This window comes from Phenylobacterium sp. CCH9-H3, assembly GCF_001557235.1.
Taxonomy (GTDB): domain Bacteria; phylum Pseudomonadota; class Alphaproteobacteria; order Caulobacterales; family Caulobacteraceae; genus Phenylobacterium.
Genome location: NZ_LSJI01000274.1, coordinates 15,143 through 38,685, shown reverse-complemented (window position 1 = coordinate 38,685; position 23,543 = coordinate 15,143). Strand labels below are relative to the sequence as shown.

At 68.2% G+C, this 23,543-nt stretch carries 23 protein-coding genes and 1 pseudogene; 9 read left to right on the top strand and 15 right to left on the bottom strand.

Annotation, left to right across the window (positions count from 1 at the left end; translation table 11 throughout):
* The 3 genes and pseudogenes from AX721_RS24530 to flbT all read right to left on the bottom strand — a co-directional run.
* Positions 1 to 224 (bottom strand): annotated as a pseudogene (locus AX721_RS24530) (flagellin); the annotation flags it as partial.
* 277 nt (positions 225 to 501) lie between these two features.
* Positions 502 to 870, bottom strand: coding sequence for a flagellar biosynthesis regulator FlaF (flaF, locus tag AX721_RS24525; RefSeq protein WP_068878588.1), 369 nt, complete (start codon positions 868 to 870; stop codon positions 502 to 504).
* On the bottom strand, positions 830 to 1,255 hold the full coding sequence (gene flbT, locus AX721_RS24520) for a flagellar biosynthesis repressor FlbT (RefSeq protein ID WP_068878587.1): 426 nt from the start codon (positions 1,253 to 1,255) through the stop codon (positions 830 to 832). Before flbT ends, flaF begins: the two co-directional genes overlap by 41 nt.
* A gap of 202 nt (positions 1,256 to 1,457) precedes the next feature.
* On the opposite strand from flbT, the gene AX721_RS24515 reads away from it, so the two are divergent.
* Both AX721_RS24515 and AX721_RS27625 read left to right on the top strand, forming a co-directional pair.
* A complete protein-coding gene (locus tag AX721_RS24515; protein WP_068878586.1) occupies positions 1,458 to 3,254 on the top strand; it encodes a tetratricopeptide repeat protein in 1,797 nt (598 codons plus the stop codon).
* Positions 3,255 to 3,314: 60 nt separating this feature from the next.
* A complete protein-coding gene (locus tag AX721_RS27625; RefSeq protein WP_068878585.1) occupies positions 3,315 to 3,785 on the top strand; it encodes a hypothetical protein in 471 nt (156 codons plus the stop codon).
* Here the strand turns inward: AX721_RS27625 and pseH are convergent.
* Together pseH and AX721_RS24500 are read right to left on the bottom strand one after the other, a co-directional pair.
* On the bottom strand, positions 3,782 to 4,348 hold the full coding sequence (gene pseH / locus AX721_RS24505) for a UDP-4-amino-4,6-dideoxy-N-acetyl-beta-L-altrosamine N-acetyltransferase (RefSeq protein ID WP_068878584.1): 567 nt from the start codon (positions 4,346 to 4,348) through the stop codon (positions 3,782 to 3,784). The two genes, AX721_RS27625 and pseH, sit on opposite strands and share 4 nt — an antisense overlap.
* Entirely contained in the window at positions 4,345 to 5,043 is a 699-nt protein-coding gene (locus AX721_RS24500; protein ID WP_068878583.1) for a cytidylyltransferase domain-containing protein, read from the bottom strand. The genes pseH and AX721_RS24500 overlap by 4 nt, the downstream gene beginning before the upstream one ends.
* Positions 5,044 to 5,229: 186 nt before the next feature.
* Here AX721_RS24500 and AX721_RS24495 point away from each other — a divergent pair, with 186 nt between their 5' ends.
* From AX721_RS24495 to AX721_RS24485, 3 genes are all read left to right on the top strand, one after another.
* Positions 5,230 to 6,102 carry a MoxR family ATPase gene (locus tag AX721_RS24495; RefSeq protein WP_068878582.1) on the top strand — a complete coding sequence of 291 codons (873 nt, stop codon included), beginning with the start codon at positions 5,230 to 5,232 and terminating at the stop codon, positions 6,100 to 6,102.
* Positions 6,103 to 6,183: 81 nt separating this feature from the next.
* On the top strand, positions 6,184 to 7,020 hold the full coding sequence (locus AX721_RS24490) for a hypothetical protein (protein WP_068878581.1): 837 nt from the start codon (positions 6,184 to 6,186) through the stop codon (positions 7,018 to 7,020).
* Between the two features lie 88 nt (positions 7,021 to 7,108).
* Positions 7,109 to 7,771: a dihydrofolate reductase family protein gene (locus tag AX721_RS24485; RefSeq protein ID WP_068878580.1), complete on the top strand. Its 663-nt coding sequence runs from the start codon at positions 7,109 to 7,111 to the stop codon at positions 7,769 to 7,771.
* A 5-nt stretch (positions 7,772 to 7,776) separates the two neighbouring features.
* Here the strand turns inward: AX721_RS24485 and AX721_RS24480 are convergent, their stop codons facing one another.
* On the bottom strand, positions 7,777 to 8,151 hold the full coding sequence (locus AX721_RS24480; protein ID WP_068878579.1) for a hypothetical protein: 375 nt from the start codon (positions 8,149 to 8,151) through the stop codon (positions 7,777 to 7,779).
* Positions 8,152 to 8,182: 31 nt separating this feature from the next.
* Positions 8,183 to 8,995 carry a universal stress protein gene (locus tag AX721_RS24475; RefSeq protein ID WP_068878578.1) on the bottom strand — a complete coding sequence of 271 codons (813 nt, stop codon included), beginning with the start codon at positions 8,993 to 8,995 and terminating at the stop codon, positions 8,183 to 8,185.
* Between the two features lie 108 nt (positions 8,996 to 9,103).
* On the opposite strand from AX721_RS24475, the gene AX721_RS24470 reads away from it, so the two are divergent.
* Positions 9,104 to 9,748 (top strand): YfbR-like 5'-deoxynucleotidase, encoded by a 645-nt coding sequence (locus tag AX721_RS24470; RefSeq protein ID WP_369796600.1) that lies wholly within the window; start codon positions 9,104 to 9,106, stop codon positions 9,746 to 9,748.
* Positions 9,745 to 10,704, top strand: a complete 960-nt coding sequence (locus tag AX721_RS24465) for an NAD regulator (RefSeq protein ID WP_068878576.1) — start codon at positions 9,745 to 9,747, stop codon at positions 10,702 to 10,704. Before AX721_RS24470 ends, AX721_RS24465 begins: the two co-directional genes overlap by 4 nt.
* 2 nt (positions 10,705 to 10,706) lie before the next feature.
* Here the strand turns inward: AX721_RS24465 and AX721_RS24460 are convergent, their stop codons facing one another.
* From AX721_RS24460 to AX721_RS24450, 3 genes are all read right to left on the bottom strand, one after another.
* Entirely contained in the window at positions 10,707 to 11,624 is a 918-nt protein-coding gene (locus tag AX721_RS24460) for a sterol desaturase family protein (RefSeq protein WP_068878575.1), read from the bottom strand.
* Positions 11,621 to 12,010 (bottom strand): hypothetical protein, encoded by a 390-nt coding sequence (locus AX721_RS24455; protein ID WP_068878574.1) that lies wholly within the window; start codon positions 12,008 to 12,010, stop codon positions 11,621 to 11,623. The genes AX721_RS24460 and AX721_RS24455 overlap by 4 nt, the downstream gene beginning before the upstream one ends.
* A gap of 154 nt (positions 12,011 to 12,164) precedes the next feature.
* Positions 12,165 to 12,713, bottom strand: a complete 549-nt coding sequence (locus AX721_RS24450; protein ID WP_068878573.1) for a porin family protein — start codon at positions 12,711 to 12,713, stop codon at positions 12,165 to 12,167.
* Positions 12,714 to 12,908: 195 nt separating this feature from the next.
* On the opposite strand from AX721_RS24450, the gene AX721_RS24445 reads away from it, so the two are divergent.
* A complete protein-coding gene (locus AX721_RS24445) occupies positions 12,909 to 14,021 on the top strand; it encodes a beta-ketoacyl-ACP synthase III (protein ID WP_068878572.1) in 1,113 nt (370 codons plus the stop codon).
* 168 nt (positions 14,022 to 14,189) lie between these two features.
* Positions 14,190 to 15,908: an amidohydrolase family protein gene (locus AX721_RS24440; protein ID WP_068878571.1), complete on the top strand. Its 1,719-nt coding sequence runs from the start codon at positions 14,190 to 14,192 to the stop codon at positions 15,906 to 15,908.
* Positions 15,909 to 16,078: 170 nt separating this feature from the next.
* Here the strand turns inward: AX721_RS24440 and ppdK are convergent, their stop codons facing one another.
* The 5 genes from ppdK to AX721_RS24415 all read right to left on the bottom strand — a co-directional run bounded on the left by ppdK (position 16,079) and on the right by AX721_RS24415 (position 23,172).
* A complete protein-coding gene (gene ppdK, locus AX721_RS24435; protein ID WP_068878570.1) occupies positions 16,079 to 18,772 on the bottom strand; it encodes a pyruvate, phosphate dikinase in 2,694 nt (897 codons plus the stop codon).
* 16 nt (positions 18,773 to 18,788) lie between these two features.
* Entirely contained in the window at positions 18,789 to 21,059 is a 2,271-nt protein-coding gene (glyS, locus tag AX721_RS24430) for a glycine--tRNA ligase subunit beta (protein ID WP_068878569.1), read from the bottom strand.
* 2 nt (positions 21,060 to 21,061) lie between these two features.
* Positions 21,062 to 21,946: a glycine--tRNA ligase subunit alpha gene (locus tag AX721_RS24425; protein ID WP_068878568.1), complete on the bottom strand. Its 885-nt coding sequence runs from the start codon at positions 21,944 to 21,946 to the stop codon at positions 21,062 to 21,064.
* Positions 21,947 to 22,043: 97 nt separating this feature from the next.
* A complete protein-coding gene (locus tag AX721_RS24420) occupies positions 22,044 to 22,475 on the bottom strand; it encodes a hypothetical protein (protein ID WP_068878567.1) in 432 nt (143 codons plus the stop codon).
* A 109-nt stretch (positions 22,476 to 22,584) separates the two neighbouring features.
* Positions 22,585 to 23,172: a fasciclin domain-containing protein gene (locus AX721_RS24415; protein WP_068878566.1), complete on the bottom strand. Its 588-nt coding sequence runs from the start codon at positions 23,170 to 23,172 to the stop codon at positions 22,585 to 22,587.
* Between the last annotated feature and the right edge of the window lie 371 nt (positions 23,173 to 23,543).

Sequence of the window (23,543 nt, the reverse complement as noted above, 5' to 3'; positions counted from 1 at the left end):
ACCGTGGATTGACCGCGTTGCAGCGACTCGCGGACGGCGTTCAACGACTGGGACGTCGCACGCTGGTTCTGGGCGATAGCCCAGACGGCGCCGTTGTCCTTGGCGTTGGCGATCCTCAGTCCGGTGTTGATCCTCCCCTGCGTCTTGTTGAGATCCGCATTGGTCATGTTCAGGTTTTGCAGCGCGATCATCGCGCTGACGTTCGTGTTGACCGAGTTGGCCATGGGTAGATCCTTCCATTCTGGAGGGGTTGTCCGGACTTCTGCCGGCGGGCGATTTTTCGCCCACGCACAGCCACGCAAGTCCCGGGCCAGGATTAACCACGCCTGTTACCCGCCATCTTATTGTTCTTATTTGCATTTCCGGATAACGCCGTGCGACGTCCAGATCGCAGCCGTTAGCCATTTCTGCAGCCCGGCAGGACCTGCCGACCACATGGCGCGCAAGCAAAAGGCCGCGGGGTCACCGCGGCCTTGAGATGTGCGAAAGGGGGCCGGAGCGTCAGGCCGCGGCCTGGGATCCCTGGCTGGCGAGGCCCTGCATGATCATGCGGTTGATCTCGATCAGGGGCTCGATTTCCTCCTGGTTCCGGATGACCAGGGTGGTGTGCTTGCTGACCCAGATGCTGAGCGAGATGAACGAGGCCCGCAGCGGCGCCGGCAAGCCGTTCTGGGGGTTGGCGCAATCGGCGCCGAGGGTCGCCCACATCCGGCGGTTCCAGTCGAGCGCGTCGACGCGCCTGCCTACCTCCGTACGATCGAGGGCGGCGGCTTCCATCAGCGCGCGGGTCACCTGCGCGAACAGGCGGTATTCCATGTCGCGGGGGTTTTCAGCCCGCGTCGCCGCCTGTTGATACGCCTGAAGGGACATTCCCCAGCCTTTCGTCTTCGTACTCGATGAGCTTCCGGCAGAGCATCAGCGCCTTGTAGTACTCGCGCGCCATGCAGTGCTTCGAGATGTTCACGCAGTCCGCCAGCACCGAGGGGTTCGTGATCACCCCCATGAATTCGGTCAACCGGCGCACGAACTCGTCGTAGTGGCGTTCGGCGCCCCCCTCGTCGAGGTACATCATCATCACCGGGAAGTAGATCCGCCGCGCGGGCGTCTGCACCTCGTCGGGCTGCATGATGTCCTTCTCGCGAAGGACCGAAGCCTTGTTCTGGAGGACGAGCACGGCCCGGCGGTCGCCGTTCTGAACGACAGCGCCGTTCAGGACGAACTTCTCACCAGGCCTCAGTGACAGCTTCAGCGGCAAGTCCCGCCCCCTGTTTTCGGAGCCTGTGAATCGGCGAAGCGATTCGTGTGAACCATATTCGCCCTCCTTCGGTCCGAACGCATCCCACGCTTATCGACGGACCGTTAACGCCCGATTGCCGGCCTATTTCGCCGCAGGCCTTAAGCGGGAATTAAGCATGATCGCGGCATCTGACGGACGATCCTCCGGAGTCCCCCGCCCGATGTCCATCAAGGCCCCGCCCAGCGCCGCGTCCGCCCTCGCGCTCGAGAGCGCGGTGGGCCCTGCCGCCAGCGCCGCCAGGATGGTGGGTGGCCCAATGGGCGAAGCCGGCTCAAAGGAGGCGCTGTCCAAGCTGACCCAGGCGATGGGCGAGCTGCGCGCCCTGGCGGTCAAGCCGATGCTGGACCGCGCGGTCGCCGCCCTGAACGCCGAGAAGCATCAGGAGGGCGCCGAGTGGGCGATCAAGGCGCTGGAGAAGGACGAGACCAACGGCTTCGGCTGGTATCTGCTGGCCATCAGCCGCGAGCGCGCCGGCGATTTCGGGTCGGCCATCACAGCCTACGAGACGGCGCTGCGCCTCCTGCCCGATCACGCCGAGGTCGCCAACGACCTTGGCCGCCTGGCCTATCGCCTCGACATGAAGGACCACGCCGAGAAGTTCTTCCGCCACTTCCTGGCGCGGTTCCCCGGCCACCACGAGGGCGCTAACAACCTCGCCTGCGTCCTGCGCGACCGTTTGGCCTATGGCGAGGCCATCGACCTGCTGCGGCCGGCGATCGTCGCCAATCCCGAAGTGGCCATGCTCTGGAACACCATGGGCACCGTGATGGCCGAGCAGGGCGACTACGCCAATGCGGAGATCTTCTTCCGCGAGGCCGTCCGCCTGAACGAGAACTTCGCCAAGGCCCGCTACAATCTCGGCAACGCGAGGCTTTCCCAGGGCGACGCCGAGGAGGCCCTCGTGCTCTGCGAAGGCGCCCTTCGGCACGACATGGCCGACCACGAGCGGCAGATGATGCGACTGTCGCTGTCGACGATCCTCATCGCCCTCGGCCGCATCGGCGAGGGCTGGGAAGAGTACGAGGCCCGCCTTCACCCTGCGCACCCGGACGTCACCCACTTCCTGGTCGACGTGGCGCGCTGGGCGCCCGGCGCGGACCTGCGCGGCGAGTCCCTGCTGGTCGTCGGCGAACAAGGGCTGGGCGACGAGGTGCTGTTCGCCAACCTGCTGCCGGACGTGATCGAGGCCCTGGGCCCCGAGGGCAGACTGACCATCGCCGTCGAACCGAGGCTGGTTACCCTCTTCCAGCGCAGCTTCCCGACGGCCACGGTCGGGCCGCACGCCACCTATCTCAAGGCGGGCCGCACCTACCGCACCTTGCCCTTCGTGACGGACTTCAAGGCCTACGACCTGTGGACGCCGATGGGCTCGCTGCTGCGCGAGTTCCGTCGCACCACCAGCGCCTTTCCCGAGCGCGCCGGTTTCCTGACGCCGGACCCGGAGCGCGTCGCATACTGGCGGGGCGAACTGGCCAAGGCGCCGGCCGGCGTGAAGGTTGGGCTGCTCTGGAAGAGCAACCTGCACAACGGCGCGCGCCACCGCTTCTTCTCGCCCTTCGCCGATTGGGCGCCGGTGCTGAAGGCCCGGGGCGTCACCCTGGTGAACCTGCAGTACGGCGACTGCTCCGAGGAGATCGCCCAGGCCGAGCGGGACTACGGCGTGCGGATCTGGACGCCGCCGGGGATCGACCTGAAGCAGGATCTGGACGATGTGACCGCCCTCTGCGCGGCCATGGACCTGGTCGTGGGCTTCCAGAACGCCACCCTGAACCTGGCCGCGGCCGCCGGCGCGCCGACCTGGCTGATCTCCACGCCGGGCTCCTGGACACGATTGGGGACAGCCCGCTTCCCCTGGTACCCGCAGGTCCGGACCTTCACCGCCACCGCCTTCGGCAACTGGGAGCCCGTGATGGCGTCCGTTGGAGAGGCCGTGGAGGCGTTCGCCGCGGAACGCTGACCGCGCCCAGGGATTGATCGCTCAGGCGTCGCTGCGGCGCCGAATGCGAGGAGCCCTGAAATGTCCGAATCCCCCGACCTGGACGGCCAGGAAGGCGCCGAAGCCTTCGACGCCCTGCTGGACGACGACGGGAGCGGCCTCGGTGAGGAGCGCACCTTCGAGGAACTCCCCGAAGTCGAGGACCTGACCCAACTCGCCGGCGACCGTGACGAGGACGAGGCGCTCGCGCTCGACGCCGACGAGTTCGATCCGGCCGCCATCGACGACGGCGATACCGAGGAAGACAACGAGCTCGACTATCGCGCCGCCACCGCCGAGCGCGAGGACGATCTCGACGGCCAGGGGCCGGATGGCGGCTTCGACGAGGCCAGGGTCCCAGCGTCCGACATCGACGGGCTCGAGGAAACGGGCGATGCCCTGTCGGTGGAAGGCGGCGAGGACGACTTCACCGACTTCGAGGCGAAGAAGGTCGACGACGCCGACCTTGCGGACCTCGGATATGCACGGCCCGACGGCCGGGCGCGCGGCTAGGCCAGGTCGAAGCCCTTCTCGCGCAGGCGGGCCAGGCTGGTGGGCCGTACGCGGGCCCAGTCCTCGGCCAGCAGCCCCAGCCCCACCACGTCCAGCGGCTGGCCGTTCTTCCAGACATGGGCGCGGAACAGGGCCTCGCGCTGGAAGCCGAAGGATTCGTGCAGCTTCCAGACCGCCTCGTTGCCGATCAGCACTTCGCAGCACAGCTTGTTGAGGCCGTGATCGCGGAAGACGTGCTCGATCACCTGAAACTCGACGAAGGCCCCCACCCCCTTTCCCCGTGTGGCGGGGTCGGCCAGGTAGTAGGCCCAGGAGCATTTTCGATGCGCCGGGGCGATATCGTACAGGTTCGCCAGCCCCACGGGACGACCGTCGAGCTGGATGATCCAGTACTTGCGCCCGGGGTCCGCCATGGCCGCGTTGAACCACCGCTCGTGCTCGCCCTCCGAGATCTCGTGATCGCTGTACATCCAGGCCGAGATCTCCGGCAGGTTCCGCCAGGTGCGGAGCTGGGCCTTGTCGACGGCCTCGACGGGTCGCAGGACGATCTGTGGCGCGCTCATGCCGCCGCTCCCGAACTGTTGTGCGCCAGCGCCGCGACGTCGGCGCTCGTGAAGGCCGGATTGCCTGGATAGAGGCGCTCGTACACCTCCCGCACGAAGGCCAGGTCCTCCGGCAAGTCGACGGTCCACCGCAGATGCGCCTGCGACACCGGCTGTGAGAGGTACGCCAGGCGGAACCGGTCCGGCCGTCGATAGATGAACGGCGTCACATGCTCCCGCTCGTAGGGATCCGTGGCCTCGCGGCAGGCGGTCTCGAGCGCCGCGCGGCGCATCACCTCGATGTCCAGCCCATGGGGATACGTCCGCACGGCGGGTGTGTTGCTGGCATAGTCGGCGGCGGCGTCGCGGTAGCGGTCGATGGTCGCGTCAATGACGCTCCAGTCCGCCAGCGGGCAATCCGCCGTCAGCCGCACGATGGTGTTGGCGTCGGGAACCAGGGCCATGGCGCCGGCGAAGCGGGCCAGCACGTCCGTAAGCGAGCCACGGAAGACCAGATGCCCAAGGCCCGTCACATAGGCGGCCAGCGGATCGTCCGAGGGATCCGTGCTGGTGGCCACGACGATGCGACCGATCCGCGCGGAGCGGCCAAGCCTTTCGAGCTGGCGACCGATCATGGGCTCGCCCAGCACCGGGGCCATGACCTTGCCCGGGAGCCGGCTGGACGTCATCCGCGCCTGAAGGATCGCCAGGTTCAATCCGATTTGCCTCGAAGGAGCCGCCTGTCCCACCCAAGCACTATTCCGCGTCTCGCGCGCCGGCAATGGGCCGTCCGTTGCCGTTACGGACGGGCGAACCCGCTTGAACATCCGGTACAGGACTATAGTCTGGCGCAGACAAACAACTGTTCGAACGTGGGCGTGGCGCCCGCGCGGGGAGCCTAGATGAGCCGTCAGCGTTTCGAGGGGACCGACAACTACGTCGCGACCGAAGACCTCAAGGTGGCCGTGAACGCCGCTATCGCCCTGGAGCGTCCGCTCCTCATCAAGGGCGAGCCCGGCACCGGCAAGACCGTGCTGGCGTACGAGATCGCCAAGGCGCTCGGCTCCGAGCTGATCACCTGGCACATCAAGTCGACCACCAAGGCCACCATGGGCCTCTACGAGTACGACGCGGTGACCCGCCTGCGCGACAGCCAGCTGGGCGACGAGCGCGTCAAGGACGTCAAGAACTACATCAAGAAGGGCAAGCTCTGGGAGGCGTTCGAGCATCCGGGCCGCCCGGTCCTGCTGATCGACGAGATCGACAAGGCCGACATCGAGTTCCCGAACGACCTCCTGCAGGAGCTCGATCGGATGGAGTTCTACGTCTACGAGACCAACGAGACGATCAAGGCGGCCGTCCGCCCCATCGTGATCATCACCTCGAACAACGAGAAGGAGCTGCCGGACGCGTTCCTGCGCCGCTGCTTCTTCCACTACATCCGCTTCCCCGACGCCGAGACGATGCAGGAGATCGTCGACGTCCACTATCCGGGGATCAAGAACAAGCTGGTCGCCGAGGCGCTGCGCATCTTCTACGACATGCGCAAGGTGCCAGGCCTGAAGAAGAAGCCGTCCACCTCGGAGCTGCTGGACTGGTTGAAACTTCTGATGGTCGAGGACATCGATGGCGACGCCCTCGCCGAGAAGGATCCCACCAAGCTGATCCCGCCGCTCCACGGCGCTCTCCTGAAGAACGAACAGGACGTGCACCTGTTCGAGCGGCTGGCGTTCCTCGCGCGGCGTGAAGGCGCGGCGCGGCCGGGCCAGCAGTAGCCTTCGGCGTTACGCCGAATTCACTCGCCTTTTCGAAGGGCTCCGACCACCTTTTCGAAGGAACGGACGGAGCCCTTTTTCATGAAGCCGCTATATCTCGCCTGCGCCTCGGCCCTGGCCCTGACCGCCGCGGCGTGCGGCCCCAAGGTCCCGGCGGCGCGCGCGGCGCTGGAGTGCCCGATGAAGCAGGGCGAGCTGACCCGGACCTCCGCCTCCTCGGATGGCAAGACCTGCACCTATGCGGCGGAAGGCGGCGCCGAGGTCACCCTGCAGCTCGTATCGACCCAGGGCGGCGTGGACTCGACGCTATCGGCGATCGAGGCCAACTTGCTGGCCAACCGCCTGACTCCCGAACAGAAGGCGGCCGCGGATCAGGCGACGAGCGATGCGGCCGGCGGTTCCACCGCTTCGGTCGCCGCTGCGGAGGCGGCCGCCAAGCAGGCCGCCGCGGACACCAAGGGCCTCGACCTCGACCTGAAGGTCGAGGGCAAGCCGGTGGACGCGGTCAACGTCGAGATGAAGAACGGCAAGACCGTGATCACCGAGGGCGACGGCGGCACGACGCGCATCGACCTGCCGGGGATCCACATCGTAGCCAACGACAGCGACGACACGGCCAAAATCCGCGTCGGCCCCGTCAACATCGACGCCGGCGAAGACACGGCCACAATCCGCGTGCGCCGCGATGTCCGCCTCCGCGGCGAGGCGCTGAATCCGGAGAAGCGCGGGCTTCGGGCCACCTTCATCTACACCGGCGGCGACCTGCCCGAGGGCTACCGTTTCGTCGGCTACGAGGCCGGCGGGCCCAAGCGCGGGCCGCTGACGGTGGCTGTCGTACGTTCCAAGTCCGAAGGACCCGACGGCGAAGACCTCTATCCCGACGTGAAGAAGCTGGTCCGCAAGAACGGCGGGGTCTGATCGCGCCCTTGGGAAAAATTGCCCGCGCCTGTCGGCTCGGCAGGCGCGGGCTCGTCCTTGCTGCAGTCGTCCAGATTGGAGCAGCAGGATGAGAAAGCTTGTGGCCGCAGCCTTCGTAAGCCTCGATGGCGTGATTCAGAGCCCCGGCATGCCCACGGAAGACCCCACCGGCGACTTCCGCTTCGGAGGTTGGCTCTGGCCACACTCGGACGACGTGAACGGCGGATGGGTGAGCGAGCTGTTCGCCACTCCCTTCGACCTGCTGCTCGGCCGCAAGACCTATGAGATCTTCGCCGCCTACTGGCCCTTCATGCCGCAAGACAACCCGACCGCCGCCCCGTTCAACCGCGTGACCAAGTACGTCGCTACGCAGACGGGCGCGCCGATGACCTGGGCCAATTCGGTGGCGCTCACCGACGCCGCAGCCGACGTGGCCCGGCTGAAGCAGCAGGATGGGCCCACGCTGCTCACCCAGGGCAGTGGGGACCTGCTGCAGACCCTGATGGCGGAGGGACTGATCGACGAATTCCGGCTGATGACCTATCCGGTCATCCTCGGTCGCGGGAAGCGCCTCTTCGGCGAGCGCGCGGCCCCGACCACCCTGAAGCTGACACGCACCGCCACCTCGCCGAAGGGGGCGGTTCTCAGCGTCTACGAACCGGCAGGCGCCGTGGAGACAGGCTCGTTCGGCACGCTCGAGCCCAATCCGCTGGAGATCGCCCGCCAGGAACGCATGAAGCGCGAAGGCTAAGCCGGTCAGGCCGCCGGCTGCACCTCGACCACCTTGTAAGTCAGCGGCCGGCCGTCCTCATCCGTGACCGTCACGTACTCGCCCACGGCGAACCGGTGCTGGCCCAGCCGGTGGACCGGTTCGTCGTCGGCGGAATCGTCCTCATCGTAGTCGAAGAACCAGCGCTGGCCCTTTCGCGCCAGGCGGCCGTCGATCGGATCCTCGTCCGGCGCGAACCGGCGCACGGTGCAGGCGTCCCGCGCCTTGCCATAGGCCGCCTCGTCCAGCATCCCGTCCGGGGTGAGCGGAGCGGTCAGCGAGTATCCGCGATGGTCGTCGCCCCCGGCGAATTCGGTCCCGGGGTTGCGGGCGAGCCGCATCACGATACGCGACAGGGACATGAAATCACCTCCTGGCAGTGAGATAGGAATTCTAGTGTGAGAGAAACAGGCTGGGGCTGTCCGAGTTCAACAACGTGCGGGTGGTCCCGCCGAAGATGAACTCCTGCAGCCGCGGGTGGCCGAACGCGCCGGCCACCAGGATGTCGGCTCCCGCCGCCGCCACGGCGTGGAGGATGGCCGGCGCGGCGTCGCCGCTGTCGGTGAGAAGCTGCACCTCCGAGGTGACGCCCCGGGCGGCGTAGTAGCTCTGCAGACGGGCGGGATCGAAGGTGCGGGAACTGGCCTTGGGCGCGGCGATGATCACCACCTTGGACGCCTTTTCCAGCAGCGGGGTGGCGAGGCGCGCCGCGCGGGAGGCTTCCTTGCCGCCGTCCCAGGCCACAGCCATCACGCCGCCGACCTTCAGGCCCTCGCGGGCGACCAGGACCGGGCGCTGCTCGTCGGCCACCATCTGCTGGAACGCCTCGGCCAGAGGCCCGCGGCCACGTGCGGGATCATTGGTGAAGACGACCACATCCGACAGGCGGCTTTCGGCCGAAAGCCCGGCCCAGACCGGCGTCTGCAGCGCCACGAACTGGCATTTGTCGTAGTTTGCGCCGTCGGCCGCCTTGCGGGCGTTGATCTCGCCCGCGGCCGTGGCCTCCTTGAGCGATTCCAGCGCCGTCGTCTGGACGCCGCCGAGGAAGCCCTCGCCCATCCAGGGCATGACGTCGGCCACATCCGCCGGGGTGTAGACACAGGCGAGTTCCGCCCCGAACGGCGCGGCGATCATCGCCGCGGCCTTCACCGCGGCGGCGTCCCCCTGGCCACCCGAAAGCGGCGCCATGATGCGGGCCCAACTCATGTGTGCATCCCTTTCACGCCCCATCATCCTCTATGCTGGACCGGCCCGGATTGATCTTTGTCAGTCTCTGGGCCAGTTCACGACCTCGACAGTGGAAGGAATGCGCGTGTGAGGAAAGGGCTGCGTCGCACGAAGGAGGCGCCCCGGGCCTGGCAACGGATGCTTTCGGGCCGTCGCCTGGACCTGCTCGACCCCTCGCCCATGGACATCGAGATCGAGGACATCGCCCACGGGCTGGCCCGCGTGGCGCGCTGGAACGGGCAGACCGTCGGCGAGCACGCCTTCTCGGTGGCCCAGCATTCGGTGGTGGTCGAGGAGATCGTCGCCCACATCCAGCCCGACATCGAGCCCCGCTGGCGGCTGGCCGCCCTGCTGCACGACGCTTCGGAATATGTGATCGGCGACATGATCAGCCCGTTCAAGGCGGCCCTGGGCGTCGACTACAAGGTCTTCGAAGAGCGGCTGGAGACGGCCATCCACGTCCGCTTCGGGTTGCCGGCCAAGACGCCCCTGGCGATCAAGAAGCTGATCAAGCAGGCCGACCGCGCCTGCGCCTTCTTCGAGGCCACCCAACTGGCCGGCTTCAGCCACGCCGAGAGCCTGGACTTCTTCGGCGCGCCCCCGGCGGGTTACACGCTGACGATCGAGCCGCAGGCGCCGTTCGAGGCCCAGGCGCACTACGTCCGCCGGTTCGAGGTCTTGTCCGAGGCGGCCGGCTACGTCGCCCACGCCCAGGCGTTCGACACGGAATGACCAGCTTGCTCGTCATCGGCCTGTCGGCGGTGGTGGTGGCCATCAAGGAGGGCGAAGCCGTCGTGCTGACCGTGCGGCAAAAGGCGGCTGGCGGCGACCTCGGCCTGCCGTTCGGTCCGTTCGATCCCGATGGCCATCGGACGTTCGAACTGGCTCTGCGGGCCTTCGTGACCGAGCAGACGCGCTTCGATCTCGGATACGTGGAGCAGCTCTACACTTTCGGCGACAAGGGCCGCGACGCCCCGCTCGCGGACCTGGGCGACGGCAGTTCCGCCGCACGGGTGATCTCGGTGGGCTATCTCGCCCTGGCCCCAGCCGCCGTGGACACGCACTTCGCCGGCAGCGAATGGCGGCCCTGGTCGCGGATCTTCCCCTGGGAGGACTGGCGCACAGGCCGCCCCGCGGCGTTCGACACCGTGGAAGCCGCCCTGCGGACCTGGGCGGGCAACGATGCGCAGAAGCTGGCGCGGGCCCGGCTGCTGTTCGCCCTGGACGGCGCGCCCTGGAACGAGGAGCGCGTGCTGGAACGCTATGAGCTGCTCTACGAGGCCGGCCTGGCCCCCGAGGCGGCGCGCGACCGCGGCGAGGCCGCGCCGGCGCGCGCGGAAGCCCTGATGGCCGCCCTGGGGGAGCCGATGATCTCGGACCACCGCCGCATCCTGGCCACGGCCCTCGGGCGGCTGCGCGGCAAGCTGAAGTATCGGCCGGTGGTGTTCGAGCTGATGCCCGACGCCTTCACCCTCTCGGCCCTGCAGCGGACCGTCGAGGCCATCGCCGGGGTTCCCCTGCACAAGCAGAATTTCCGGCGCGCCCTGGAACGGGCTGAGTTGGTGGAGGGCCTGGGCCGCCTCGACGCCGAGACGGGCGGGCGCCCCGCCGAGCTGTTCCGCTTCCGGCGGGAAATTCTCGGCGCGCGGCCGGTGAGCGGCCTCAGCCTGCCGCTGCTGCGGGACTGACGTCAGGCCGCTTCGCGAACGCCGCTCGCAGGCGGCGCCGGAACCTCGGCGGCGCGCGCCTTGATCATGGCGCTGGTCTCCCGGCTGCCGTCGTGGCTCCAGCCCGGGGGCCCAAAGATGTAGCCCATGGCGTGGCGGGGATGGCGGACGACGTCCTGGAGGATCCCGGCCCATTCGTGGAACGCCACCCGCAGGATGTTGAAGGTGGCCATGTTCTTCACCAGGCCATAGCGGCAGGGCTCCTCGTCCAGCTCCGGCTGGAAGGTGCCGAACATGCGATCCCAGATGATCAGGATGCCAGCGTAATTCTTGTCCAGATACAATGGGTTACGCGCATGATGCACCCGGTGGTGCGACGGGGTGTTGAACACTGCCTCGAACCAGCGCGGTAGCCTGCGGATCGCCTCGGTGTGGATCCAGTACTGGTAGACGAGGCTGATCCCCTTCTGGATGGCGATCATCGCCGGGGGGAACCCGAGCCAGGCCAGCGGCAGCCACAGCAGCCAGGTTCCGGCCACGCCGCCCGTCCAGGTCTGCCGCAGCGCCGTGGACAGGTTGTAGTGCTGCGAACTGTGGTGGTTCACATGGCTGGCCCACCAGAACCGCCGCTCGTGGCTGACCCGATGGAAGACGTAGTAGGTCAGATCCTCCAGCAGGAAGATCGCCACCCACGCCCAGACCGCCGTCATCGGGATCGTGAACAGCCGGTGCTGGTAGACCCATACCGTCGCGGCGAAGACCAGCCCGGCGGTGAAGACGCCAGCCACCGTGGACCCCAGCCCCATGGTGAGGGACACCGCGGTGTCCCGGGTCTCATAGCGCGCCTGGGCCTTGCCCATCCGCGCCAGCACGATCTCCAGGATGATCGAGAGGATGAAGAAGGGCGTGGCGAGGGTGACCGGGTCGAACTCGGCCTTCATGCGGCGAGGTCCTTGGGCGGCCAGGACGGCAGCGACAGGGTCGCGCGCGGCGCGGCGACGTCCGCCAGGTCGACGCACAGCTTGCCGTTCCTGAAGCTGGACGAAATGGCCTGGGCCCAGGGAATCTGGCGGGCCGCGAAGCCGTCGCCCACCTGGCAGATGACCAGCGCGAGCCCGCCGGACCTGGCCAGGGCCCCCGCCCCGTCAGACGCCACCCAGACCGCGTCCAGCCGCCGGCCGGGGAACTCGTACTCGAAAAGGCCACGAGCCCTATGTTCGTCCAGGGGGCCGGCCGGGCGGGCGATCTTGGCCCAGGCGGCGATGCCGACCAGCACGCCGACCGCAGCCGCCGAAAGCGCCAGTTGAACGAAGAAGGCCTCGTTCATCGCGGTCCCTCCCAAACCTTCGTTTCGAAGACCGTGGGCGTCCGGCCGCGCCCGGTCAAGGAAAAGGCCGCTCCTTCGCGGGGAGCGGCCTTCCTTCAGGCGCCGACGTCCCTGGGAGGGACTGGGAACGCGCCGACGCCCGAAGCCCTCAGGCCTAGAACCGGCGCGTGTAGCCCACGGTCCAGACGTTGGCGTGGCCGGCGTCGTTCTCGAACTCCTGCCGGGTGAAGTCGACGCGGACGCCGTTCACTCCGTCGAAGTGGTGCTGGGCGCCCACGCCGAAGTTCCAGGATTCCTCCGAATCGGAGGCCGAAACGCCGGCGGCCTTGGCGCGCAGCTTGGTCGTGCCGTAGCCGACGCGGGCCAGGAGGTCGGTGTTCGGGCCGACCGGCAGGAAGCCCACGCCGTAGACGGCGGCCGAGTGCTTCAGCTTCGTGTTCACGTCCACGCCGCCGATGGTGTCGGTGTCGCTCTTCAGGCCGGTGGCGAGTTCGCCCTCGACGCCGAGGAAGTTGTTGAAGCGATAGCCGAGACGGCCGCCGATCACGCCAAGGTCCGCCTGGCCGCCGTCCGCGATCCCGGCGTTGATGTTGGCATAGACACCGGTGGGCACCTCGGCGGTGGACGCGATCTGGGCCTGGGCCGCAGCGGGAACGACAGCGATGGCGGCCAGAGAGGCCGTGGCGATGAGAGCTTTTTTCATTTTGGGGAGGAACTCCGTACTCGTTCTGGACAGCCCGCCCAGTCCCATCAGGGATCGACGCCAAACGCGGCCCGGGCCGGACGGTTCTTTGGCGAAGGTTTGTTCAATCGGTGTCTGTGTCCTTGCGGCCACATCGCCCCGTGACGCCGGCAACGGGCGTGGTAATCAGGCGGCCAAAGTCCGGAAGGAAACCGAATGACCGACGCGGTGATCGCCGCCACGGGGCTCTACACGCCGCCGAACAGCCTCTCGAACGCCGAGCTGGTCGAGACCTTCAACACCTATGTCGAGCGGTTCAACGCCCGGAACGCCGATGCGATCGCCGCCGGCGAGGTCCAGGCGCTGACCCCCTCGTCAGCCGAGTTCATCGAGAAGGCTTCCGGCATCAAGAGCCGCTTCGTGGTGGACAAGACGGGCCTGATCGATCCCGAGCGCATGGCCCCCAACATCGCCGAGCGGCCGAACGACCAGATCTCGGTCCTGGCCGAGATCGCCGTGGCGGCGGCAAGGGAAGCCATCGCCCGCTGGGGCAAGGACGTCGGCCGGATCGATGCGGTGATCTGCGCCGCCTCGAACATGCAGCGCGCCTATCCGGCGATGGCGATCGAGGTGCAGCAGGCCCTGGGCATCGAGGGCTTCGCCTTCGACATGAACGTCGCCTGCTCGTCCGCCACCTTCGGGATCAAGACCGCCGCCGATTTCGTGGCCTCCGGCGCCCGCGCCGTGCTGATGGTCAATCCGGAGATCTGTTCCGGGCACCTGAACTTCCGCGACCGCGACAGCCACTTCATCTTCGGCGACGTGGCGACCGCGGTGATCGTCGAGCGGGCCGCGGACGCCGCGGGCGGCTGGGACATCCTGGGCACGCGCCTGAAGACCCAGTTCTCGAACAATATCCGCAACAACTTTGGCTTCCTGAACCGCGCAGCCCCCGAAGGGATCGGCGCGCCGGACAAGCTGTTCGTCCAGGAAGGCCGCAAGGTCTTCCGCGAGGTGGTGCCGATGGTCTCGGAGATGATCGTGGAGCACGCCGCCGACCTGGGGATCGACCCGCACGGCCTCAAACGCCTGTGGCTGCACCAGGCGAACATCAACATGAACGAGATGATCGGCAAGCGCGTCCTCGGACACGAGCCGGCGCCGGGCGAAAACGTCATCATCCTGGACGAATACGCCAACACCTCCTCGGCCGGCTCGATCATCGCCTTCCACAAGGCCAGCGACGACTTCCAGGCGGGCGAGACCGGCCTGATCTGCTCGTTCGGGGCGGGGTATTCGGCGGGGACGGTGTTCGTGAGGAAGCGATAGCCCCACCCTCCATTGTCATCCCGGTTTCGCGGCACGCGAAGACCGGGACCACGATCTCGGCGAGAGTTGGTTGCGCGCGACGCCGGCGCCGTGCGCACAATCCGATTCAGGCGCTCGGGGTCCCGGTCTTCGCTTCGCGAAACCGGGATGACACGTGGGATAGGTCGAATGAAGTTTCGCTTGGTTCTGTTGGCGGCTACGGCAGCCCTGATCTCATCGCCGGCGGGCTCGGCGCCGCGCTACGACCTGATCATCCGGGGCGGCGAGATCTATGACGGGACCGGCGGCGCGCCCCTGCGCGGCGACGTGGCGGTCAAGGGCGAACGGATCGCCTGCGTGGGCGCCTGCCCGGGTACGGCGAAGGCGGTGGTGGACGCGAAGGGCAAGGCCGTCGCGCCCGGCTTCGTCAACATGCTGTCCTGGTCGACGGACAGCCTGATCCAGGACGGGCGCGCCCAGTCCGAGCTGCGCCAGGGCGTGACCCTGCAGGTGATGGGCGAAGGCTCGTCCATGGGCCCGTTGACGCCGGAGATGAAGGCGCTGGAGCTCAAGCGACAGGGCGACATCAAGTATCCGATCACCTGGACCACGCTGGACGAGTACCTGCGGTTCCTGGAAACCAAGGGCGTCTCGGTGAACGTCGCCTCGTTCGTGGGCGCCGCGACCGTGCGGGTGAACGTGCTGGGCGAAGGCGACATCGACCCGACGCCGGCGCAGTTGCAGCAGATGCGGGCCATCGTGGTGAAGGCGATGGAAGACGGGGCGCTAGGCGTGGGCTCGTCGCTGATCTACGCCCCCGGCACGTTCGCCGAGACGCCGGAGCTGACGGCGCTGGTCACGGAGGCCGGCCGCTGCGGGGGCATGTACATCAGCCACATGCGCTCGGAGGGCGCACGGCTGCTCGAGGCCATCGACGAGCTGATCGAGATCTCCCGCAGCTCCGGCGCGCCGGCCGAGATCTACCACCTGAAGGCCTCGGGCCGGGCCAACTGGGACAAGCTGGACGCAGCCCTGGCAAAAATCGAGGCGGCGCGGGCCTCGGGCCTACGGATCACCACCGACATGTATACCTATCCGGCCAGCTCAACAGGGCTGGATGCGGCCATGCCGACCTGGGTTCAGGCCGGCGGGGTGGAGGCGTGGATCTCGCGCCTGAAAGACCCCGCCACGCGGGCCAAGGTGATCGAGGAGATGCGCTCCGGCTCGCCCACCTTCGAGAACCTCCAGCGCGGCGCGGGCGCCGAGGGCACCCTGCTGGTCGGCTTCAAGAACCCGAAGCTGAAGCCGCTCACCGGCAAGACCTTGGCGCAGGTGGCCAAGGATCGCGGCGTCAGCCCCGAGGACGCGGCCATCGACCTGGTGATCGAGGACGGCAGCCGCGTGCAGGTGGTCTATTTCTCGATGTCGGAAGCCAACGTCGCCCGCCAGGTCGCCCTGCCCTACATGAGCTTCGGCTCGGACGCCGAGGCGCAGGCGCCCGAGGATCCCTTCACCCTGTCGTCCACCCACCCGCGCGCCTACGGCAACTTCTCGCGCCTGCTGGCGAAGTACGTCCGGGACGAGAAGCGGCTGACCCTAAGCGAAGCGGTCCGGAAGCTGGCGGCCCTGCCCGCGCATAATCTTGGCCTCCGCGACCGCGGCCAGCTCAGGGTCGGAAACTACGCCGATGTGGTGGTCTTCGACCCGGCGACGATCCAGGACCACGCCACCTTCGAGAAGCCGCACCAGTTCTCCACCGGCGTGAGCGAGGTGGTGGTGAACGGTCAGCTCGCGCTGGCGAACGGCGAGCCCACCACGGCGCGCCCCGGCCAGGTGGTGCGCGGCCGCGGCTGGACGGGCTGGAAGGATGGCGGCTGCCGGGCGAGCGCGAAGGACTGGAACTGGTAGGGAAAGTTCCTCCCCCCGCTGGGGGAGGTGGCGCGCAGCGCCGGAGGGGGTCCGCTCAGAATGCGGAACTGAACCCTCGCACGTTGGACGCAGAAAAGGGGGCCGTCCTGAGCGGACCCCCTCACCCGCTCCGCGGGAGCTCCCCCGACGGGGGAGCAACTGCGACTGCGCTAGCGATCCTTCTCGCGCTCACCGATGGCCGCCTGGGCCGCCGCGAGGCGGGCGATCGGCACCCGGTAGGGTGAGCAGCTGACGTAATCGAGGCCGACGCTCTCGCAGAACTGGATCGAGGCCGGGTCGCCGCCATGCTCGCCGCAGATGCCCAGCTTGACGCCGGGACGCGCGGCGCGGCCCCGTTCGGCAGCGATCCTGATCAGGTCGCCGACGCCTTCCTGATCCAGGCTGACGAAGGGGTCCTTCTCGAAGATGCCCTTCTCGATATAGGCGTTCAGGAACCGGCCGGAGTCGTCGCGGCTGATGCCGAACGTCGTCTGCGTCAGGTCGTTGGTGCCGAACGAGAAGAACTCTGCGTGTTCGGCCAGGTCCGCGGCGCGCAAGGCGGCGCGGGGCAGCTCGACCATGGTGCCGACCATGTACTCGATGGCGACGCCCTTTTCGGCCAGCACTTCCTTGGCCGTGCGGTCCGTCAGCTGGCGCAGGAACTTCATCTCCTCGCCCTTGGCGACGAGCGGATGCATGATCTCGGGGATCGGGGCCGTGCGGCCCTCGGCGGCCACCTCGCAGGCGGCCTCGATGATGGCCCGGACCTGCATCTCATAGATCTCAGGGTACGAGACGCCCAGGCGACAGCCGCGGTGGCCCAGCATGGGGTTCACCTCGTGCATCTCCTGCGCCCGGCGCAGCAGCTTGGCGGCGTCCAGGCCGGTGGCCTCGGCCACGGCCTGCACGTCCTCCTCGGTGTGGGGCAGGAACTCGTGCAGCGGCGGGTCGAGCAGCCGGATGGTGACCGGCAGGCCCTCCATGATCTTGAACAGCTCGACGAAGTCCTGACGCTGCATGGGCAGGATCTTGGCCAGCGCCGCCTTCCGGCCGGCCACGTCGTCGGCCAGGATCATCTCCCGCACCGCCGCGATCCGCGCGGGGTCGAAGAACATGTGCTCGGTGCGGCAGAGGCCGATGCCCTCCGCGCCGAACTGGCGGGCGGTCTGGGCGTCGAGCGCCGTCTCGGCGTTGGCGCGGACCTTCAGCCGGCGCACCTCGTCGGCCCAGGCCATCAAGGCGGCGAAGTCGCCCGACAGCTCAGGCTCGATCATCTTCACGGCGCCCTGCAGCACCTCGCCGGTCGAGCCATCGATGGTGACGATGTCGTACTCGCGGATGGTCTTGCCCCGGGCGCGGAACTCGCGGGCCTTGGCGTCGATGTGGATCTCGCCGGCCCCGGAAACGCAGGGACGGCCCATGCCGCGGGCCACCACGGCCGCGTGGCTGGTCATGCCGCCGCGGGCGGTGACGATGCCGCGGGCCGCATCCATGCCGCGGATGTCCTCCGGGCTGGTTTCCTCGCGCACCAGGATCACCGCTTCGCCCGAGCCGCCCAGCTTCTCGGCCTCCTCCGCCGTGAACACCACCTTGCCGGTGGCCGCGCCGGGCGAGGCCGGCAAGCCGGTGGCGATCACGTCGCGCGGGCTGGCGGGATCGATGGTCGGGTGCAGCAGCTGGTCCAGCGAGCCCGGCTCGACCCGCATCACGGCTTCGGACTTGCTGATCAGGCCCTCGTTGGCGAGATCCACCGCCACCTTCAGCGCCGCCTTGGCCGTGCGCTTCCCGTTGCGGGTCTGCAGCATGTAGAGCCGGCCCTGCTCGACCGTGAACTCGATGTCCTGCATGTCGCGGTAGTGGGTTTCCAGCTTGCCCACCACGTCCTTGAACTGGGCGAACACCTCGGGAAGCGCTTCCTCCATCGAGGGGTTGATGTCGCCCATCTCCTCCCGGGCCACCTTGGTCAGGGGCTGGGGCGTGCGGATGCCCGCCACCACGTCCTCGCCCTGGGCGTTGATCAGGAACTCGCCGTAGAGGCGGTTGTCGCCCGTCGAGGGGTTGCGGGTGAAGGCGACGCCGGTCGCCGAGCCGTCGCCCATGTTGCCGAACACCATCGACTGGATGTTCACCGCCGTGCCCCAGCTCTCGGGGATGTCGTGCATGCGGCGGTAGAACTTGGCCCGGTCGTTCATCCAGCTGGCGAACACGGCGCCGATGGCGCCCCACAGCTGCTGGCTCGGGTCCTGGGGGAACGGCTCGCCGCGCTCGTCCTCGACGGCGCGCTTGTAGTCGGCGACCACCGCTTCCCAGTTCTCGGCGGTGAGGCCCGTGTCCACGTGGACGTCCAGCCGGTCCTTATGGTCGTCGAGGATCTCCTCGAACATGTGGTGGTCCAGGTCGAGGACCACATTCGAGTACATCTGGATGAACCGGCGGTAGCTGTCGAAGGCGAAGCGGCGATCGCCGGAGAGCTTGGCCAGCCCCTCCACGGTCTCGTCGTTGAGACCCAGGTTCAGGACGGTGTCCATCATCCCCGGCATCGAGGCCCGGGCGCCCGAACGCACCGAGACCAGCAGCGGATTGGCCGCGTCGCCAAAGCGCTTGCCGGTGAGTTCCTCGACCTTCTTCAGGCCCTCGGCCACCTGTTCCTTCAGGCCGGCCGGATAGGCCCGCTCATTGGCGTAGTAATGGGTGCAGGCCTCGGTGGTGATGGTAAAGCCCGGGGGGACCGGCAGGCCAAGCGACGACATCTCCGCCAGGTTGGCGCCCTTGCCGCCCAGCAGGTTCTTCATCGAGGCGTCGCCGTCGGCCGACCCGCCGCCGAAGGCATAGACCCAACGCGTCTTCACCATCGTCTCGGCCATCTCTGAAGTCCCTTCGCTAGCCTGTAACCTGCGCGAAATCCGCCACTTGTCCCATGGCGTCCCGAACCTTCGCCAGAAGGCGGAGGCGGTTGTCGCGTTCCTCGGATACCGTGGAATTTACTAACACCTTGTCGAAGAAGGCGTCGACCGGCGCGCGGAGCTTCGAAAGCTCGCGCATGGCGCCGGCGAAGTCCTCGGAGTCGAGCGCCGCATCCAGCTTGGCGTCCAGCTCGGCGACGGCGGCGATCAGCGCCAGTTCCTCCGGCGAGGACGAGGCCATCCGGGCGGGTGCGCCCTCCGGCAGCGCCCCCTTCTTCTCTTCGGCCTTCAGGATGTTCACGGCGCGCTTGTAGCCGGCCAGCAGGTTCGCCCCATCCTCGGTCTTGAGGAAGGCGTCCAGGGCGTTCACCCGGGCCACGATGCGGACGAGGTCGTCGTCGCCCAGGGCGAAGATGGCGGACACTAGGTCGTGTCGCTGGCCGCGGTCGCGCAGCCAGACTTCCAGCCGGTCGGCGAAGAAGGCCACGATCTCGTCCGAGACCTCGTCGTAGGGACGGAACTCGTAGAGCACCTTGCCGGTCGGCTTCTCGCGCTCCAGGCGGTCGAAGACGATGTCGACGTCGCGGTCCATGGCCACGACCTGCGGCCCGCCGCCCAGCAGCGCCTCGTCGAACTCGCGCAGATAGACCTCGAACTCCTGCGACTTGGCCCGGCCGCCCGCGCCCAGGTGCACGGTGACCTTGGGCGTCGAGACCCACAACGCCCGGCCCGGGTCCACGAAGCAGCGCAGCGACCGGTACCAGTCGGCCACCGCCTGGCGCAGGGGGACGCGCAGTTCCGACCCCAGCACGATCCGGATGACGCCCAGGGCGGCGCGGCGCAGCGCGAACGGGTCGCGCGAGCCGGTGGGCTTCTCGTTGATGGCGAAGAACGCCGTCAGGGTGTCCAGCTTGTCCGCGAGGGCGACGGCCATGGTCACCGGGCGATCCGGCACGTCGTCATTGGCGCCGGCGGGCTTGTAATGGTCGCGGATGGCCTCGGCCACCAGGGGGGACAGGCCCTCGGCCTCGGCGTAGTAGCCGCCCATGATCCCCTGCAGCTCGGGGAACTCCCCGACCACGCCCGTGCCGAGGTCGGCCTTGGCCAGGCGCGCGGCCTGGGTCGCCTTGGCGGGATCGGCGCCGACCCGGGGCGCGAGTGCGGCGGCCATCATCTCCAGCCGCTCGACGCGCTCGTACATGGCGCCGAGCTTGGCGTGGAACGTGACGCCTTTCAGCTTCTCCAGGCGATCTTCCAGGCGAACCTTGCGGTCCTCGTTCCAGAAGAACCGCGCGTCCGACAGGCGGGCCGACAGCACCTTTGCGTTGCCCAGGGCGATGGTCTTGCCGCCGTCGGTGGCGTCGATGTTGGCCACCGTCACGAAATGCGGCGCGAGCTTGCCCGTGCGGGGATCGCGGACAGCGAAGTAGCGCTGGTGCACCCGCATCGACGTACGGATCACCTCGGCCGGCAGATCCAAAAACGCGGGGTCCATGTCGCCCAGCACGGGCACGGGCCATTCCACCAGGCCGGCCACCTCGTCCAACAGGCCTTGGTCCTCGACGAGCTCCAGGTTGCGGGCAAAGCAGAGCGTCTTGGCGGCTTCGAGGATCCGGGATTTCCGCTCCTCGACGTCCAGCACCACGAAGTGCTTCTCGAGCTTGTCGGCGTAGGCGTCGAAGTCCTTGGCCTTGAACGACTGGCCTGAGCCCATGAACCGGTGGCCCTGGGTGGTGTCGCCGCTGGGAATGCCTTCGATGTGGAAGGGCACGACCTCGCCATCGAAGACGCAGAGAACGCGTCGCAGCGGTCGCACCCAGCGCAGCTTGCTGACCCCGGAGACCATCGACTTCGGCCAGGGGAAGTCGCGCACGATCCCCTCGACCATCTCCGCCACGATCTCGGGCGTCGGGCGACCCTTGCGATGGATGTGGGCGTACCAGACCCCGTCCCTATCCGTCAGGTCGGTCTTCGCCAGGCCGTTCTTGCGCAGGAAGCCCTCCAGGGCCTGTTCCGGCGCGCTGGTCCGAGGGCCCTTCACCTCTTCATGGCGATCCTTCTGGGCCTCGGGCAGCCCCTCGGCCACGAGGGTCAGGCGGCGGGCGCCGGCGAAGGTCTTCAGCGCCTCGGGCAGCAGACCTTCGGCGGCGAGGCGTTCGCGGGCCATGCGCTCCAGGTCGCGCGCGGCGCCGGCTTGCATGCGCGCGGGGATTTCTTCGGAGAGCAGTTCGAGCAGGAGCTGGGGCATGCTTAAGCGTTCCCGCCCTGGTCGGCGACCCACGCCTCGGCGCACATCTTACAGAGGTCGCGGATGCGGCCGATGTAGCTCTGGCGTTCGGCCACGGCGATCGCGCCGCGGGCGTCCATGATGTTGAACAGGTGGCTGGCCTTCAGAACGTGGTCGTAGGCGGGCAGCGCCAGCGACTGGCCCTGGCGGCCCTTGGTGGCGACGATCCGCGGGACCTCGCGCTCCATATCCTCGAACTGGCGCTTCAGGGTCGCGACGTCGGCGACCTCCAGCTCGAACGCCGAGAATTGCTGCTCGTTGGCGAGATAGATGTCGCCGTAGCTGAACTCGTCGTTGAACTTCAGGTCGTAGACGTTGTCCTTGTTCTGGAGGTACAGGCTCAGCCGCTCCAGACCGATGGTGAGTTCCCCGGCCACGGGGAAGACGTCCAGGCCCCCCACCTGCTGGAAGTAGGTGTACTGGGTGATCTCCATCCCGTCGCACCAGACCTCCCAACCCAGCCCCCACGCCCCCACGGTCGGGTTTTCCCAGTCATCCTCGACGAAGCGGATGTCGTGCACCTTCGGATCGATGCCGATGGCCTCGAGGCAGCCCAGGTAGAGCTCCTGCAAGTTCTCGGGGTTGGGCTTCAGGATCACCTGGTACTGATGGTGCTGGTGCAGCCGGTTGGGGTTCTCGCCATAGCGGCCGTCGGCCGGCCGGCGGGAGGGTTGAACGTAGGCCACCTTCCACGGTTTCGGCCCCAAGGTCCGCAGTACGGTCATGGGCGAAAGGGTCCCCGCCCCCACCTCCACGTCGTACGGCTGCAGAATCGCGCAGCCCTGACGGCTCCAATAGTCATGGAGTTTCAGGATAAGGCCCTGAAAAGACAGAGGTTGGTCAGGCATTGGGGACGGTACGTTCGCAGGCGCAAAAAAAGTCGGCGGACCATAGGGCCCGCCGACCTTCGCTTCAACCCAAGGGAGGGCTGATTTCCGAGTGGTTTCAGTTGCCCCGCGCAGCGGTCCGCTTGCCGGCGCGCGAAAGCGGTTGACCGTATTTCGCACGGTTCTCGGCCGTGTCGGGCACCGGACCATTGGTGACGGTCGAGGTCGTGACACTGGCCGACTGGGCGTAGCTGCCCGCCGCCGGCGCCGTCGTGGTCGCGGCCGAGGCGGTGGCGTCGGCCGGCGGGGCGGAGGCGGTCACGCCGGTGTCGACCGGCGGCGCGGCGATGCCGGTGGAGGCCGTCGAGCCGACAGGCACGGTCACCTTCTCTGTGTACTGCTTGTCGTCCGAGGGCGCGTGGGCTCCGTTCCAGTCGCCTGTCACCGACCCGGGGGTCGGGGGCTTCGGCATGTTCTGGTCTTGAGCGAAGGCCGCGCCGCCCAGGAGGGCGACGGCGGCCGTTGCGGTGGCGAAAAGGGCGATCTTCATCGTCAGAACTCCGGTTGATGGCGCGATGCAAAGCCCCATCCTCGACGTGCTGACGCTGTACGGCTCAGGCGGGTGTTGGTTCCCGCCGCCGCCCAAGGTTTTGCCGCCCTTAGCTGGTGGGCGCGGTGGCCGAGGCGTCCGCCGCGGGTGCGCTGGCGGCTGGCGGCTCGACCGCGCCCTCGCCGGAAACCAGCACCTTGTCCACCACGTGCAGCAGGCCGCTGCCGGTGCGCAGGTCCGCCTGGACGATCGTGGCGCCGTCCACCTTGAGGGCGCCGCCCTCGTCGCTACCGTCCAGCAGGATGGTGTCGCCCGCGCCCGACGGGACGGGCCCCTTGGCGCCCTTGATCTTGCTCGAGTCCACGGGCGCGTTGACCACATGGTGCAGGACGAACTTCTGCATCGCCGCCTTGTCGCTCTTCAGCTTGGCCAGCTGGTCGGCCGGCATGGCGGCGAAGGCGGCGTCGGTGGGGGCGAAGACCGTGAGGTTCTTGTTGGTCTTCAGCAGGCCGGCGAGATTGGTCGCATCGATCCCACCCACGAAGGTCGTGAACTGGCCCGACAGCTTCAGGGTGTCCACGAGGTCGCCCTGCACGGCGACTGGCGCGGCGGCCGGCGTCTGGGCCGAGGCGGCGAACGGCGCGGCGCTCAGGGCGGCGGCGGCGGCGGCGGCGAGGAAGAAGCGGGTCGGCGACATTAGCGATCCTTGTGTTTGCGGCGGCCCGATCGGCGGGCCGTGGTGACTTACGCGGGAGAGTTCAGGCGGTTCCACGCTGACCGCCCACCGAGACTAGGCCCCGAAGGCGCCGGATTTACGACCGTCAGCGCGTGGGTCAAGCCTGGGTTCCGCTCGCCCGAGGGGGATAATTGCTCACTTTCCCGGCGCCGCAAGCGCTCGGCGCTCATAAAATAGGCGAGCTTGGCCTTCTTCACCGAAGCGTCATCCCAGCGGTCAGCCCCCGGCGCCCCCCCGACATAGCGTCGCTGCGACCACCGCGAAGGGGATAACGGCGCGGGGTCTTCGAACGAACGAGAGGGGTTGGGCCCGCCCTCAGGGCCGGACGCGGG

Bases quoted from the DNA above. Each gene is read 5' to 3' on its own strand.
- pseH (WP_068878584.1), bottom strand. From the start codon at position 4,348: ATGAGCGCGCCACAGATCGTCCTGCGACCCGTCGAGGCCGTCGACAAG.
- AX721_RS24480 (WP_068878579.1), bottom strand. From the start codon at position 8,151: ATGTCCCTGTCGCGTATCGTGATGCGGCTCGCCCGCAACCCCGGGACC.
- glyS (WP_068878569.1), bottom strand. From the start codon at position 21,059: ATGCCCCAGCTCCTGCTCGAACTGCTCTCCGAAGAAATCCCCGCGCGC.
- AX721_RS24475 (WP_068878578.1), bottom strand. From the start codon at position 8,995: ATGAGTTGGGCCCGCATCATGGCGCCGCTTTCGGGTGGCCAGGGGGAC.
- AX721_RS24440 (WP_068878571.1), top strand. From the start codon at position 14,190: ATGAAGTTTCGCTTGGTTCTGTTGGCGGCTACGGCAGCCCTGATCTCA.
- AX721_RS24465 (WP_068878576.1), top strand. From the start codon at position 9,745: ATGACCAGCTTGCTCGTCATCGGCCTGTCGGCGGTGGTGGTGGCCATC.
- AX721_RS24485 (WP_068878580.1), top strand. From the start codon at position 7,109: ATGAGAAAGCTTGTGGCCGCAGCCTTCGTAAGCCTCGATGGCGTGATT.
- ppdK (WP_068878570.1), bottom strand. From the start codon at position 18,772: ATGGCCGAGACGATGGTGAAGACGCGTTGGGTCTATGCCTTCGGCGGC.
- flaF (WP_068878588.1), bottom strand. From the start codon at position 870: ATGTCCCTTCAGGCGTATCAACAGGCGGCGACGCGGGCTGAAAACCCC.
- AX721_RS24420 (WP_068878567.1), bottom strand. From the start codon at position 22,475: ATGAAGATCGCCCTTTTCGCCACCGCAACGGCCGCCGTCGCCCTCCTG.
- AX721_RS24495 (WP_068878582.1), top strand. From the start codon at position 5,230: ATGAGCCGTCAGCGTTTCGAGGGGACCGACAACTACGTCGCGACCGAA.
- AX721_RS24445 (WP_068878572.1), top strand. From the start codon at position 12,909: ATGACCGACGCGGTGATCGCCGCCACGGGGCTCTACACGCCGCCGAAC.
- AX721_RS24490 (WP_068878581.1), top strand. From the start codon at position 6,184: ATGAAGCCGCTATATCTCGCCTGCGCCTCGGCCCTGGCCCTGACCGCC.
- AX721_RS24460 (WP_068878575.1), bottom strand. From the start codon at position 11,624: ATGAAGGCCGAGTTCGACCCGGTCACCCTCGCCACGCCCTTCTTCATC.
- AX721_RS24425 (WP_068878568.1), bottom strand. From the start codon at position 21,946: ATGCCTGACCAACCTCTGTCTTTTCAGGGCCTTATCCTGAAACTCCAT.
- AX721_RS27625 (WP_068878585.1), top strand. From the start codon at position 3,315: ATGTCCGAATCCCCCGACCTGGACGGCCAGGAAGGCGCCGAAGCCTTC.
- AX721_RS24415 (WP_068878566.1), bottom strand. From the start codon at position 23,172: ATGTCGCCGACCCGCTTCTTCCTCGCCGCCGCCGCCGCCGCCGCCCTG.
- AX721_RS24450 (WP_068878573.1), bottom strand. From the start codon at position 12,713: ATGAAAAAAGCTCTCATCGCCACGGCCTCTCTGGCCGCCATCGCTGTC.
- AX721_RS24515 (WP_068878586.1), top strand. From the start codon at position 1,458: ATGTCCATCAAGGCCCCGCCCAGCGCCGCGTCCGCCCTCGCGCTCGAG.
- AX721_RS24455 (WP_068878574.1), bottom strand. From the start codon at position 12,010: ATGAACGAGGCCTTCTTCGTTCAACTGGCGCTTTCGGCGGCTGCGGTC.